This is a genomic window from Neptunomonas sp. XY-337, from assembly GCF_004959845.1.
In the GTDB taxonomy this organism is placed as follows: Bacteria; Pseudomonadota; Gammaproteobacteria; order Pseudomonadales; family Balneatricaceae; genus Neptunomonas; species Neptunomonas marina.
The window spans coordinates 467086-479853 of record NZ_SPLL01000002.1 but is presented as its reverse complement, the minus strand read 5'-3'; the positions used below and the strand labels follow the sequence as shown (position 1 = coordinate 479853).

The 12768-nt window shown below is 48.8% G+C and carries 14 protein-coding genes and 1 other RNA gene; 7 read left to right on the top strand and 8 right to left on the bottom strand.

Annotated features, from left to right (window positions below):
* Window positions 1-1770: 1770 nt before the first annotated feature.
* Together ffs and E4L36_RS05840 are read right to left on the bottom strand one after the other, a co-directional pair.
* An RNA gene (gene ffs / locus E4L36_RS05845) (signal recognition particle sRNA small type) lies at window positions 1771-1867 on the bottom strand.
* A gap of 111 nt (window positions 1868-1978) precedes the next feature.
* On the bottom strand, window positions 1979-2893 hold the full coding sequence (locus tag E4L36_RS05840; protein ID WP_169051486.1) for a LysR family transcriptional regulator: 915 nt from the start codon (window positions 2891-2893) through the stop codon (window positions 1979-1981).
* A gap of 154 nt (window positions 2894-3047) precedes the next feature.
* Between E4L36_RS05840 and E4L36_RS05835 the strand changes: the two genes are divergently transcribed.
* Entirely contained in the window at window positions 3048-3617 is a 570-nt protein-coding gene (locus E4L36_RS05835; protein ID WP_136679755.1) for a cytochrome b, read from the top strand.
* A complete protein-coding gene (locus E4L36_RS05830; RefSeq protein ID WP_136679754.1) occupies window positions 3614-4192 on the top strand; it encodes a YceI family protein in 579 nt (192 codons plus the stop codon). Before E4L36_RS05835 ends, E4L36_RS05830 begins: the two co-directional genes overlap by 4 nt.
* 67 nt (window positions 4193-4259) lie before the next feature.
* Here the strand turns inward: E4L36_RS05830 and E4L36_RS05825 are convergent, their stop codons facing one another.
* From E4L36_RS05825 to E4L36_RS05815, 3 genes are all read right to left on the bottom strand, one after another.
* A complete protein-coding gene (locus E4L36_RS05825; RefSeq protein WP_136679752.1) occupies window positions 4260-4733 on the bottom strand; it encodes a peroxiredoxin in 474 nt (157 codons plus the stop codon).
* Window positions 4734-4804: 71 nt separating this feature from the next.
* Window positions 4805-5272: a DUF3465 domain-containing protein gene (locus E4L36_RS05820; protein ID WP_206064515.1), complete on the bottom strand. Its 468-nt coding sequence runs from the start codon at window positions 5270-5272 to the stop codon at window positions 4805-4807.
* Between the two features lie 69 nt (window positions 5273-5341).
* Window positions 5342-6199, bottom strand: coding sequence for a DNA ligase (locus E4L36_RS05815; RefSeq protein WP_136679750.1), 858 nt, complete (start codon window positions 6197-6199; stop codon window positions 5342-5344).
* 149 nt (window positions 6200-6348) lie between these two features.
* On the opposite strand from E4L36_RS05815, the gene E4L36_RS05810 reads away from it, so the two are divergent.
* Complete coding sequence (locus E4L36_RS05810; RefSeq protein ID WP_136679748.1) at window positions 6349-6714, top strand: STAS/SEC14 domain-containing protein; 366 nt, start codon at window positions 6349-6351, stop codon at window positions 6712-6714.
* A gap of 17 nt (window positions 6715-6731) precedes the next feature.
* Here E4L36_RS05810 and E4L36_RS05805 read toward each other — a convergent pair whose 3' ends face one another.
* Window positions 6732-7205, bottom strand: coding sequence for a DUF2947 domain-containing protein (locus E4L36_RS05805; protein WP_136679746.1), 474 nt, complete (start codon window positions 7203-7205; stop codon window positions 6732-6734).
* A gap of 99 nt (window positions 7206-7304) precedes the next feature.
* Here E4L36_RS05805 and E4L36_RS05800 point away from each other — a divergent pair, with 99 nt between their 5' ends.
* The 4 genes from E4L36_RS05800 (at window position 7305) to E4L36_RS05785 (ending at window position 9599) form a co-directional block, all read left to right on the top strand.
* The gene (locus E4L36_RS05800) at window positions 7305-7625 is read left to right on the top strand and encodes a hypothetical protein (protein ID WP_136679744.1); all 321 of its coding nucleotides are present in this window, start codon (window positions 7305-7307) and stop codon (window positions 7623-7625) included.
* A 152-nt stretch (window positions 7626-7777) separates the two neighbouring features.
* Entirely contained in the window at window positions 7778-8155 is a 378-nt protein-coding gene (gene raiA, locus E4L36_RS05795) for a ribosome-associated translation inhibitor RaiA (protein WP_127695352.1), read from the top strand.
* Between the two features lie 103 nt (window positions 8156-8258).
* Complete coding sequence (locus tag E4L36_RS05790; RefSeq protein ID WP_136679742.1) at window positions 8259-8714, top strand: MaoC/PaaZ C-terminal domain-containing protein; 456 nt, start codon at window positions 8259-8261, stop codon at window positions 8712-8714.
* Between the two features lie 285 nt (window positions 8715-8999).
* A complete protein-coding gene (locus E4L36_RS05785) occupies window positions 9000-9599 on the top strand; it encodes a discoidin domain-containing protein (protein WP_136679740.1) in 600 nt (199 codons plus the stop codon).
* Between the two features lie 81 nt (window positions 9600-9680).
* Here the strand turns inward: E4L36_RS05785 and E4L36_RS05780 are convergent, their stop codons facing one another.
* The gene (locus E4L36_RS05780) at window positions 9681-10115 is read right to left on the bottom strand and encodes a universal stress protein (RefSeq protein WP_136679738.1); all 435 of its coding nucleotides are present in this window, start codon (window positions 10113-10115) and stop codon (window positions 9681-9683) included.
* Between the two features lie 12 nt (window positions 10116-10127).
* Window positions 10128-12707 (bottom strand): TRAP transporter permease, encoded by a 2580-nt coding sequence (locus tag E4L36_RS05775; protein WP_136679736.1) that lies wholly within the window; start codon window positions 12705-12707, stop codon window positions 10128-10130.
* Window positions 12708-12768: the final 61 nt, after the last annotated feature.

Sequence of the window (12768 nt, the reverse complement as noted above, 5' to 3'; positions counted from 1 at the left end):
GTCGAAATTTGTTTTAGGGATTTGAAATGAATAAGCTTTTAAAAAGCACAGCTCTACTTGCGAGTCTATTTTGTGCCACTTCAAGCTACGCGGCGATCCAATCACACACCTTTTCTGTGACAGGCGATAACGGCGAAAGCGGCACTGGGACATTTACGTGGGATGATACTGTCGTACCTAACGGCAGCACCCTCAGCACAGCCAACATGCTATCGCTGACTTACACAATAACGGGCGGAAATGTAAGCGGTGGATCAGTTACTTACACCTTGGCCGACTGTTCGTTTGCAATAGCCGAACCAACCCCCAGCTTTACTTCAGATATAAACTTTGAATGCAACTTACCAGGCAACGTCCTCAGTGCCATTCCCACCTTTACTGCTTCCCTCAATGGGAGCACCCTCACCCTATCGCCAGGAACTACCACCCCAGCGGCTCCTGTGAGCACCTCACCTAACAGTATTCCTACAATGCCTGTCTATGCTCTCATTCTGACAATGCTAGGCCTCGGCTGGCTGTCTAGAGAGAAACTAAAAAGTGCTAAGGCATAACACACAGTAATACTTAACGTGTTATCGGCTAGAGCGCCCTCACACTACAAGACACCTCGCCGAGGTAACTAAGTGTGAGGCAGTATGCTGAGCAAACGTAAACCTCAGCGTGTTAAAACCATTATCTCAGCGAGTGACGCTCAATGCTAAGCTGTTTACTCGACAAAAAGATGCTGCCAAAATTTGTTTTCGGGATTTGAAATGAATGAGCTTTTAAAAAGAATAGCTCTACTTGCAAGTCTATTTTGTGCCATTTCAAGCTACGCGGCGATCCAATCACATACTTTTTCCGTGACAGGCGATAACGGCGAAAGCGGCACTTACATTTACGTGGGACGATACTGCTGTGCCTGATGGCACCTCTCTTATCTTAACAAACATGCTGTCGTTGAATTATACGATAACAGGCGGAAACGTAAGCAGTGGATCAGTTACGTACACTTTGGCTGACTGCACTTTTGCAATAGCCGAACCGACACCCAACTTTGCTACTGACATAAACTTTGATTGTTCATCGGCTAGCAATACTCACAACCGAATAGTCTTCTTTACTGCTGAACTGAATGGCAGCACCCTCACTATATCACCAGGAACCACTACTCCTGTACCTACCACAAGCGCTTCACCTAACAGTATTCCTACAATGCCCGCCTATGCCCTCATTCTGACAGTGCCTGGCCTTGGCTGGCTGTCTAGGAAGCCGCTTAAAAACTCCAACGCTTAACGTGCAAGAACTCGTAAATAACGTATTGAAGATACGCGGACTAAAGCGCCCTCACGCGGAACCAAACAACATTGTAGATTCGATTAAGGGCTGGGATGTAAATGTGTGAGAAAGTCACACTGATTAGCTTACTGGTGCCAGTTTAAGAAGCCTTACTTTTTAGTACTAAACAACGTCCTCCTAAATCAAACAAGCAAAACTGACTTGGTTAACAACTTCATTATCAACACACCAATGAGCCGTTTAAGGCCTAGTTTTTTTGAAATAGAAAAGATTCGGAAAGGGAACCTTGCAAAATATAGTCAGAAACACCTTATTTTTTGGACTATCTGCTCCATTCCCCCTAACCTAGGCACCAAAAGCGTAGTCTTAGGTTACTTGAGACGAGAATGGCCATTGCAAAGCAAGTATGATGAGCATACTCAACATACACGACTTAAAAAAACCGATGTTGAAAAACTAATATAAAAGAAGAAACATAAAAGATGGGGGCAGCTCCACCAGCCACATCCCGGCACATGAGTCGACCGCTGTGGCTGCTCCCTTCCGGGCCTGACCAGGTTCACGGTGTATCATTGCGAGAGGACCAGCAGAGCTACCATCGCAGCAGTTATCAGCGTTTGCTAACAACAGGGTGCGAAGTATACCAACTCGCTTTGCGAATGCAAATATTCAACCCATTTCTTTTTAAAATGCTTGAAAATCAAACAACTAATGACTGAACCACCTCTCGAAGCCAACGATGCATAGGATCGCGATGGTTACGTTGGTGCCAGTACAAGTAGAAGTTGAGCTCAGGTGCGCGCAGCTCTTCTGGCACGGGCCTGAACACCACATCCCGCTGTTTGCCGACATGTTCAACAATACTTTTTGGCAGCATAAAAACCAGATCACTACGCTCGCAGTAGTCTGCAACGGAGGCAAAACTCGTCAGCCGCAGCACGGTATTGCGCTTCTTCCCCATCGCCTTCAGTGCCGCATCGGCAAACGCGGGCCCACGCCCAGTTAAGGAAATATAGCCATGCCGCGCCGTTAGGTATGCTTCAAGATCGATAGACTGAGAAGCGAGAGGATGTGCAGCTCCCATCATTAGCCCCACTTCGGTTGATTCCAGAAAGATACGGTGTAACTGGTCATCCTGCTGGGAGGGAGCCAGACCAGAGATCACAAAGTGAATATCCCCGTTCACCAAGGCGCTAAAGTAATCACTTGGGCGGGAGTCCAGTTCAACCTGCAGTGTGGGCGCAGCATGCTGCAAGTGAGCCAGTAGCTCAGGTACAAGTTGACACACTTCGACATCTGGGCCAGCCATCCGAACCACCTGCCGGGTACGCAATGGATCAAACTTCGGGGCCTGAACCATTTGGCGGATATTTTTCAGCACCCAAGTCAACTCCACCTGCAGATGCTCTGCTCGTGGCGTTAACGTGTAGTGTGTCCCGCTGCGGGCGATGAGAAGGTCATCGAAAGTGTCACGCAGGCGCTGCAACGCCCTGCTAACCGCGGGCTGGCTCATATGCAGCCGCTCAGCCGCTCGCGTTACGCTGCGCTCCTCCAACAATGCCTCGAGCACGACGAGCAAGTTAAGATCCACTGCCCGTAAATTCACTTCATGCATATCTACTATCACCATAATGCATTAGATGAATCAATTATCTTTGATTAGGCTTAACTGAGCAATAAATCGTACAGACCAAAAATTAAATGAAACTTATTTGTATTTTTATATCCAATACGTTTCATTCCTAATTAAGCGCATAACAAGGTTACTGATGGCTTTTACTAGACAAGTAGCAAACACGCCTTCCGCGTATGGATGGGTGAGTATCGGCTTCCACTGGGTCGTGGCGCTGGGAGTGATCGGCCTATATCCACTGGGCCTCTACATTGATTCCCTCAGCTACTATGATCCCGCATATCGCGTCGTTCCCGATTGGCATAAAGGCATAGGCATTTTGTTGGCGGCAACCCTCATGGCCCGTCTCCTTTGGCGAGTGATGCAAACACATCCAAGCCATATTCAGACACATACACGCTTTGAGCGGCTCGCCACCAAGGTGGTCCATAGCGCACTGTATATTTTGTTACTCATCGTTTTTACATCGGGCTACATGATCTCGACAGCGGACGGGCGTGCGATTAGCGTTTTTGGCTGGTTTGAGGTGCCTGCTCTGCCGGCAATTATCGACAACCAAGAGGATGTTGCTGGGGATATTCACTTTTACGTTGCAACAACACTCATTGTGCTGGCGGGCTTACATGCAGCTGCCGCGCTGAAACACCATCTTATTGATAAAGACACAACCCTCACCCGGATGTTGGGAGTAAAGGAGACATCATGAAAGCTCAGTTCAAATCAATCATCGCTGCAACCGCTTTAACGCTGGCGGCGACACCTCTATACGCAGCCGATTATGTTATCGACACAAAAGGTGCGCATGCTGATATTGAATTTAAAATCAGCCACTTAGGCATCAGCTGGTTAAAAGGCCGCTTCAATACATTCGATGGCAACTTCAGCTACGACGCAGCAAACCCGAACGCATCAAAAGTTAACGTCAATATTGATGTCACTAGCCTAGATTCAAACCACGCGGAGCGAGATAAGCACCTGCGTGGTGGTGATTTCCTCGATACTGACGAGTTTCCGAAAGCTTCTTTCGTTTCAACAAGCTTCAAGGATAACGGCGACGGCTCTGCTACTATGATGGGTGACCTCACACTGCGCGGTATTACCAAGCCTGTGACAATTGATGTTAGCAAAGTGGGTGAAGGGGAAGATCCATGGGGCGGCTACCGAGCTGGCTTCAGCGGCACAACATCGTTTAAGCTGAAAGATTTTGGTATCAACTACAACCTAGGCCCAGCATCAGAAACGGTTTACCTAGAACTCAATGTTGAAGGTATCCGTAAGTAAGCCCTCTTAAAACGTAAAAAGCGACTCACCGAATAGGGAGTCGCTTTTTTATTGACTAACAAAAGCGCTACAGAGCGGCTAAGACCGCTTCTGCCTTACTCACTTCAAACTGTTTCGGCTCTTCAATAAAAAGCTGCTTCACAACGCCATCTTCTAGCACCATCGCATAGCGGCGCGAACGTACACCACCGAAGTCGCCAGTTTCCATCTCTAGACCCATGGCTTTCGTTAGAGCAGCACCGCCATCAGCTACCATCGTGATTGCTTCAGCATTTTGTTGCTCGCCCCAAGCGCGCATAACAAACGCATCATTAACCGAAATACATGCGATGATATCAACATCCTTGGCTTTGAAGTCATCCGCTAGAACAACAAAGCCCGGCAAGTGATGCGCCGAACAGGTTGGAGTAAACGCACCAGGCACAGCAAACAGAACCGCCTTTTTACCAGCAAACAGCTGCTCTGCAGATACAACATCCTGCCCTTCAGGGGTTGCTACCGTTACTGAGACTGATGGGATTGTATTGCCAAGTTCGATCATAACTTTCCTCCTGATTAGTGGACTATTCTACTCAGGTTTAGGCAAAACAAACAGTCACCACGGGATCAACCTCACTCGTATCGCTTACCGTTCAGCTCCAACCACCCTCCTTCATGACGGCCACGCGGGTCATGGTGCGTCCAATGCACGACACCGCCGCGCTCATTCCACTCATACTCTCCCTTAAATGCGAGCATATCGCCTTCTCGAAGGCTATTAAGTCGCGGCGCAAGGTCAATATTATGAGCAATCAGAATCGTGTGCCCCGAAGCCAACTTAACAATCATCTTTTGATGCTTAGAGCCTTTTAGGTCGTCTGGCAACAACTTAACAACACGGCCACGGTCAACCACCATGACATCACTTTGGCGTTTAGCAAACGCACGCTCAACGGCACCGGAGGACACACTACTTGAGGCCGGCTGGCTGGCAGAACTAGAAGTACTCTGCGGCCCTATGATATCTGAAAGTTTGCCGCCACTGAGCAGCACAACACCAACGGCAACTAAAGCGATGAGCGTGCGAGGATTTAACTGCACAATAAGACTCCTTACTTAAGACGATAAAAGTCTAGTTTAGCAACACTGCCTTAATCGCAGCGGCACGCGTTAATACGCGGTGCGAATACGATGAAAACGTGCAAATCGCGGTAAACCTGTACGGGTCAAACCATTGTATCGAAACGTGATCACTGTGCCGATGGGCGGCGGCTCACGCCGATCTTGATCTGATAAACCGCTACCAATACGCAGCTCTTGGCCCTGAAACTGAATGATGAGCGCACCCACTAAACCCGCATATTTACCCTTTCCTTGGGTATACCCCATCACAACGCCTTCTGCGTCCTCATAGCCTTTGAGCTTTAAAACGTTATCGGTGCGGCCAAGGGCATAGTAGCTATCGCGACGATACAGCATCAGCCCCTCTCCTCCCGCAAGCTTAGTTTGTGTAAGCACGCGATGTAGCTGCTCTTCAGAAACGACTAAGTCCACGGGAACCAACTGAATATGAGGTGCATTAACCTGAGTAACCCAGTTAGAGAGCTGCTTATAACGTTGCTCAAACCGGCCGCGATGCGCAGGAAGATCGAACACCATAAAGCGCACCTTCTCCCAACCTGCATCGGCACGAGTCTGGCGAACGATACCGGAAACCTCAGAAAAACGGCCTCGTTCAATCCATAACTCCCCCTCGACAGGCACACTCGGTAACGGGTCGATAAACCACTGAGGTGCAGCAATCGGCTGCCCACTGCGGGTGAGCATCTGCTTACCATCCCAGTAGCCACGCACACCATCGAACTTTTCCGCGAACCAAAATGCCGTATAGTCGATTGGTAACGTGCGCTCATCAGCGCTTTTAGGTAGTTGTAACGGAAGCTCTTGCGCCAGCGCAAACTCACTGGGAGAGAGCAATAATCCCACTCCCAACACAAGCCCAATTCCTGTGCTATTTGTCTGTTTCATCTCATCATCCTTGATTCGTTAAACACACTTAACCTTGCCAGCACCAGATGAACTTGGGTTGAATCGGCGCACTAATAATCCTTTGCTATGTGCAGCAACACGTCCCGATTGTCGCTACAATGGCGCTATTCAATTAGGAGGAAAACAAGATGCTATCGGTTTTACCCGAAACCGCTGGAGATTTGATCGTTGTGCAAGCCTCGGATCAACTCACCGCGGATGACTACCAAAGCGTATTGGTGCCTGAGGTCGAAGAGAAGTTAAAAAGCCATCCCAATGTGCGGGTCGTCATCTACTTCGATCCCTCATTTACTGGCATGGAGCTAGGTGCTATTTGGGAAGATGCCAAGCTTGGTATGGCTCACGCGAATGACTTCTATCGTTTAGCCGTTGTGGGTGGCCCCGACTGGGCTGAATGGGCAACAGCGCTAGGTAACCATTTAGTGAAAGGCGAAGCGCGCCACTTTAGTGCAACGCAATACCTGCAGGCGATGCACTGGGTCAACGATGCCTAAATGATACAAGCGCCTCACTAGGGGCGCTTACCTACCTTAAATGAACCATCTTGGAAAAACTGAACTGTCTCTTTGCGTTTTTTACCAATCAGCAGCGGGCCATCGTCCAGAAAGAGAAAGTTCTTCCAGTGAGCTTTAAACAGTGACCAACGCGTTTCGACAACGTGGTCAGCTCGATAGCAGAAATAGACAACCGTTGAATCTTCCCACTGTAACGTATCGCGAATCAGCTCAGGCAACTCTGGCGCACTGCTATCCCATGCACTTTGCCACTCACCCTCTTCGGCCCAAGTAGCGGTTTTGCCTACCCAATCTTGCTTGGCTGGCTCTAGCGGATCATCACTTTCTTTACTGATATTCTGCTGCCAAAGCGTTAGCGCACGCGTTTCCGTCATCGGCAATACCTTACTCAACTGCTCTTCAGATAGCGGCATCTCTCGGTGGCTGTAGAACCACGCGTAACGGTATTGGGACAATGGTATATAGTGCATTAGCGCTCCTTGTAACGGGGTGATTGAGCAAAGCACCATTGTACCACTCTTTAGTAGACAGAATGGATTTTCATACGTTATTTCGGGCATAATGCGCGCATGAATAAACGACCTTCAAAAGCGGAAATTCGCCGACAACTCGAGCAGCAAATGCAGCGATATATCGCTAACGGCGGCGAAGTTGAAAAGATCGAGCGCGGCGCAAGCGGCCTTGTCGACGGCGCCTATGACCGCAATAGTTTTGTATTTGGCCAACCTAAACAGGAACGCACCCCTGTTCCTGAGGCACTTGCTGCAATCGACTCGCGCCGCCATTTCAAAACAGAGAAGCAAACATATAGCTTTTCAAAGCGCCCCCGCAAAAAAATTATTTACGACGACTTCGGCGAACCTGTCCGTGAAATTTGGGTTGAAGAATAGTCAAAATAATCCCTTTCCTTTCTGCCCAAAGTAGCGCTATAGTGAAGATGAACACATTGTCATAATCACTAAAAAACACGGAGTTACTAGGCGTTATCTTTTTTCTTGTTTTGGGTTGATTCTCGACCCATGTGAAGTGGTAAGGAAGAGTTATGATCATCAACATTACTAACCGTCACGACAAAGTATCACCTGCAGTTCGCGAAAAAATTGAGGCCCAACTGCATCACAGCCAAGAACGCTATGACATCATTTCCAGTGCTCAGGTCACACTCGACAAACACGAGCGCTCTGACCAAGTAGAGATTATCTTACACGCCGCAGGCAGAGAACTTGCCGCCAAAGCAACAGGCGAAAACCTATATGCAGCGCTAGACGCGGCAGTTGCCAAAGCAGACCGCCAGCTCGCTAAATTACGTGAGAAACAAACTCACAAAAAAGGCACGGTTAAACATAACGCCTTAACACCTGCGAGTGACGATAGCGATATGGATTATGATGAGGAAGAGAATCTCGTTTACTCCGCTTAATGACTGAAACACTGACTTCCAGAAGAGCCCTATTGAGGGCTCTTCTTGTTTCTGAACGACATTAAACACACTGCCAATAACGATAAGAAAGGAGCCCCCTGTTGTGAGTAAAGTGTACCTTGAGGACTACAATGTGGGTGAAGTATTCGACTCACCCGCCAGAACGCTGACAGAGACAGACATTATTAATTTCGCCGGCCTAACGAGCGACTGGCATCCATTGCATACCGATACCACCTATGCAGAAAACAGCCGATTTGGAAAGCGCATCGCACATGGCATGCTAGTGCTTTCAGTGGGTATGGCTCAACTGTTTCGTATCAGCACCGATACCATACTGGCGAAGGAATTTGTCGCATTTTACGGCATGGACAAAGTCCGCTTTACTGCACCAACCTTTATTGGGGATACGATCAAAGCGCAGGCCACCGTCATTGAGATCGACTACAAGAACCCCGACTCTGGCGTGCTTCTCTATGATGTTGTCATCAGCAATCAAAACGACGAAACCGTTTGCCGTTTTGACATGAAACTCTTCGTCGCAAGACAACCAAGCTAATAGACGAACCGATAGTGCTAAATCAGGCCGCAGCATAAGCGGCCTCTTTTCTCCATAACGTCTTGATTAACAGACTAAAATCCAATTTTCTTTACCCACTAGTTATAGGCATTCACTCGAGAACAACTAACCTTTTTTAGTGAATTTATAACCACTTTTAGCGACACTTTAGCAACTTTTCGCGGTAAACAAGCTATTAGTAGCGATACCTCACGCACGACCTCCCTCTTAGCATACACCTAACCAATCACTGCAATTGTCCCTAAACGAAAAGAGGAAAGGAAAATGCGGCCCTTAAAGAAAGCGATCTTTGCTGGTGCCCTGCTCGCCACCAGCTCATTCAGCCACTCAGGTTTAATTGGCGTACAGCATGTTGTCATCACATCCGCACTCGCAGCAATGGGTAACTCAGAAGGTTATATCCAAGTTGGCGAGTTCGAAGCATTTGAAACAGGATCGGGAATCAATGTCGCTCATCAAGCCAATGGAGGCAGCGCATCCTCATTATCTTTTTGGGGTGGCCATCCGCCGATGCAAGCGATTGATGGCGACTTCAGCAATATATTCCACTCTCGGGGCAACACCACAAGTGAGTTCTTGAGAGTCGACTTCTCTGCGATAACAGAGCTTTCTAGCATCAACATTAAAGGGCGGTCGACTGGCTTTAATCATCGCGACCTATTCAATATCGAGTTCTTCGATGCCAGCGGTGGATCGCTTTACCAAGCACTCAATGTGGATGCTCGTAATGGGTTAACCACATTTGGACTACCTAACACCAAAACGGATCCTGGGAGCGTACCTGTCCCTGCCACCGCAGCGCTCTTTCTGGTGGGTTTAGCTGGTGTAACTGCAAGCCAATCCCGTAAGACGAAAAAAGCCTAACGCTGCAACTGCAGAAAATAAAAAGGGAAGGCCCCCACCGAGGCCTCCCCTTTTTTAATACCTAGACTGATATAAAAGCAGCTAGCCTTTTACCACCAGCACCGGCATATCAGCACGCCCAACGACTTTAGATGCAATAGAACCAATTACAGTGCGCTCCATACGCGACTGCTTATGGCTCGCCATCACGATAACATCGGCACCGGCCTCTTCAGCAACCTGCAAAATAGTATCAGCAGGCTTACCTTCAACGACCTTCAGCGTGCACTCCTCAGGATCTACGGGCAACTTGTCAGCTACGTAACGCTCAAGCTCACCTTCAGCATGATGAACCACACTGTCAAACGTGCCCTGCGGGAAAAATGAACCCACCAGCGGCATTTGGTAGCCTGGCACAACAGTTAGTAAGATTAACTGGCCATGAGGTTCAAGAATACCTAGCGCGTGCTCTACAACCTTGTCGGTAAAGCTACCCACTTCAGTTAAGTCAATTGGAACAAGAATTGTCTTATACATAGAATGCTCCACTTACACGTTGCTACGTCGACGGCGTTGCAACCATCCTACAAAGAACAGCACACCCAGAGCCGGAATAAATACCCACTCTTTTGCTGGGCGATCAGCCGCTTTCTCAATACCTGTGATAGACCAGCCGAAATCAACACCTGATTTCTCCGCAGAACTACCAAAGACAACTAAGTCCACTACCCAGCCGCCATCCTGCTCCATTAGCATTAAGCCCATCGACTCGAGGCGCTGCATCGCATCGCCGGTTGCTTCCTCAAGCTGCAGCGATACCGTCTTCTTGACCTCGTCTCCTTCAATGGTTTCGCCCTCAAACTTCAACTGAATGAAGTCGCCAGAGTTCAACTGCTCCACCTCTGACACCAGCGCGCTTGGAGCCAACGACGTTGACGGCGGATACACCATATCCCACCAAAAACCAGGACGGAACAAACTGAATGCGATCAAGATAAGAACTAACGACTCCCAAAGTCTGCTTTTTACCAGCCAGTAGCCTTGTGTCGCTGCCGAGAAAACAAGGATGGCAACAACCGCACTAAAGATCGTCAGTAACAGATCCCACACCGAGTCGATACCGATCAACAGCAGCTGCGTGTTGAAGATAAACATAAACGGCAAAATCGCCGTACGAATATCATAAGTAAAGCCCTGAATACCTGTTTTGATTGGATCTGCCCGCCCTATTGCAGCCGCTGCAAATGCAGCTAAGCCAACGGGGGGCGTATCATCTGCCAGTATCCCGAAATAGAACACAAACAAGTGCACAGCGATAAGCGGTACGATCAAGCCGTTCTCAGCACCGAGCGTCACGATCACCGGCGCCATCAGGGTAGATACGACGATATAGTTCGCCGTCGTGGGTAGTCCCATGCCCAAGATGATACAGATCACAGCAGTGAAGATGAGGATCAACAGCAGGTTACCGCCAGAGATAAACTCAACAAACTCCGTCATCATCTGGCCAAGACCTGTGAGCGTCACAGTACCTACGATAATACCGGCAGCAGCAGTCGCTATACCGATACCCACCATGTTACGAGCACCGTTAATCAACCCATCGATAAAGTCATCCCAGCACACTTTAAACTGCGCTGCCCAGTTTTGATCATTTCGGAACCACTGTTTCAGCGGACGGTGTGTCAACACAACAGCGATCAAGAAAGCAACGGAGAAAAAGGCTGACTGCTGCGGCGAGTAGCCTTTTACGGCCAACGCCCATAGCAACACCACGATAGGCAGGCCGAAATACAGACCCGAGTAAACTGTCGGCTTTGTCTCTGGCAAGCGATCAAGTTCAATACTCGAATCATCCTCAGCAAGGTCTGGATAACTGGCGGCCAGCTTGACCAGTAGGAAGTAACCAACAACCGTTGCAAGGATCATCACGACATAACCTAGCGAACCGAGTGTCGCTTCCAAGAAGGTCGAGCCGTAGTACACGATGCCAGATAGCACCAACATGATCAGCGTTGTTGTCACCCATGAGAGCATACGCTGGGCAATCGTTGGCGCATGGATGCGCGTAATCCCCTGCATGTTCATCTTGAGAGCTTCAAGGTGAACGATATAGATCAGCGCAATGTAAGAGATCAGCGATGGCAAGATCGCATGTTTAATAACCTCAACATACGGAATACCCACGTACTCAACCATCAGGAAAGCTGCTGCACCCATAATAGGTGGTGTCAGTTGCCCATTTGTTGAAGCAGCCACCTCAACAGCACCCGCTTTGGTTGCTGGAAATCCAACCCGCTTCATCAGTGGGATCGTGAAAGTACCGGTCGTTACTACATTCGCAATGGACGAACCGGAGATAATGCCGCTCAAACCTGAGGCAACAACCGCTGCCTTAGCAGGGCCGCCACGCATATGGCCAAGCAAAGAGAAGGATACTTTGATCAAGTAGTTACCGGCACCTGCTTTATCTAGCAGCGCACCGAGCAATACAAAGAGGAATACGAATGCCGTTGACACACCCAGCGCCACACCGAAGACACCCTCGGTTGTAAGCCATTGATGGGAGGCAACTTTATTAAGGCTCGCACCCTTGTGAGCAATAACGTCTGGCATGTACTGACCGGCAAAGGTATACGTCAGGAATACCACTGCCACAACAACCAATGGTGGCCCTAATGCGCGGCGCGTTGCTTCAAGCAAAGTCACGACGCCCACAACCGCCATAACAACATCCGTTGTCGTAGGAGCACCAATACGCGTTGTCAGCTCATTTCGAAATACCAACAAATACAGACACGACATTGCAGCGCCGAGCGCAAATAATATGTCGAACGGGCTCAGACGATATTGGCTAGAGTTACGCGTTGCTGGGAACAAACAAAACGCTAAGAACGTAGCAAACGCGAGGTGAATAAACTTAGCCTGATCTTCGTTAAATGTCGCAAAATTGAAGATGAAAGGCAGTGGTGAGGCGTACCAAAGCTGGAAAACCGACCAACTGAGAAGAAGACCAATGACGAGCTTACCCATCGGGCCTGATAGCGCCCGACTACCCGTTTCGGAGTTCAATAACTCTTCGATAGTTTGGTCAGAATCTTTATCTGATGATGAAGCATCCGTTGTCATGAATCGCTCCTGAGAAGTGTACTAAAACAAAATAAGGCCTGCTCCAAGAACAGGCCTTATT

Excerpts from the sequence above, each read along its gene's own strand:
- E4L36_RS05835 (WP_136679755.1), top strand. The coding sequence starts at position 3,048 with ATGGCTTTTACTAGACAAGTAGCAAACACGCCTTCCGCGTATGGATGG.
- E4L36_RS05800 (WP_136679744.1), top strand. The coding sequence starts at position 7,305 with ATGAATAAACGACCTTCAAAAGCGGAAATTCGCCGACAACTCGAGCAG.
- E4L36_RS05840 (WP_169051486.1), bottom strand. The coding sequence starts at position 2,893 with ATGCATGAAGTGAATTTACGGGCAGTGGATCTTAACTTGCTCGTCGTG.
- E4L36_RS05810 (WP_136679748.1), top strand. The coding sequence starts at position 6,349 with ATGCTATCGGTTTTACCCGAAACCGCTGGAGATTTGATCGTTGTGCAA.
- E4L36_RS05830 (WP_136679754.1), top strand. The coding sequence starts at position 3,614 with ATGAAAGCTCAGTTCAAATCAATCATCGCTGCAACCGCTTTAACGCTG.
- E4L36_RS05805 (WP_136679746.1), bottom strand. The coding sequence starts at position 7,205 with ATGCACTATATACCATTGTCCCAATACCGTTACGCGTGGTTCTACAGC.
- raiA (WP_127695352.1), top strand. The coding sequence starts at position 7,778 with ATGATCATCAACATTACTAACCGTCACGACAAAGTATCACCTGCAGTT.
- E4L36_RS05780 (WP_136679738.1), bottom strand. The coding sequence starts at position 10,115 with ATGTATAAGACAATTCTTGTTCCAATTGACTTAACTGAAGTGGGTAGC.
- E4L36_RS05785 (WP_136679740.1), top strand. The coding sequence starts at position 9,000 with ATGCGGCCCTTAAAGAAAGCGATCTTTGCTGGTGCCCTGCTCGCCACC.
- E4L36_RS05825 (WP_136679752.1), bottom strand. The coding sequence starts at position 4,733 with ATGATCGAACTTGGCAATACAATCCCATCAGTCTCAGTAACGGTAGCA.
- E4L36_RS05775 (WP_136679736.1), bottom strand. The coding sequence starts at position 12,707 with ATGACAACGGATGCTTCATCATCAGATAAAGATTCTGACCAAACTATC.
- E4L36_RS05815 (WP_136679750.1), bottom strand. The coding sequence starts at position 6,199 with ATGAAACAGACAAATAGCACAGGAATTGGGCTTGTGTTGGGAGTGGGA.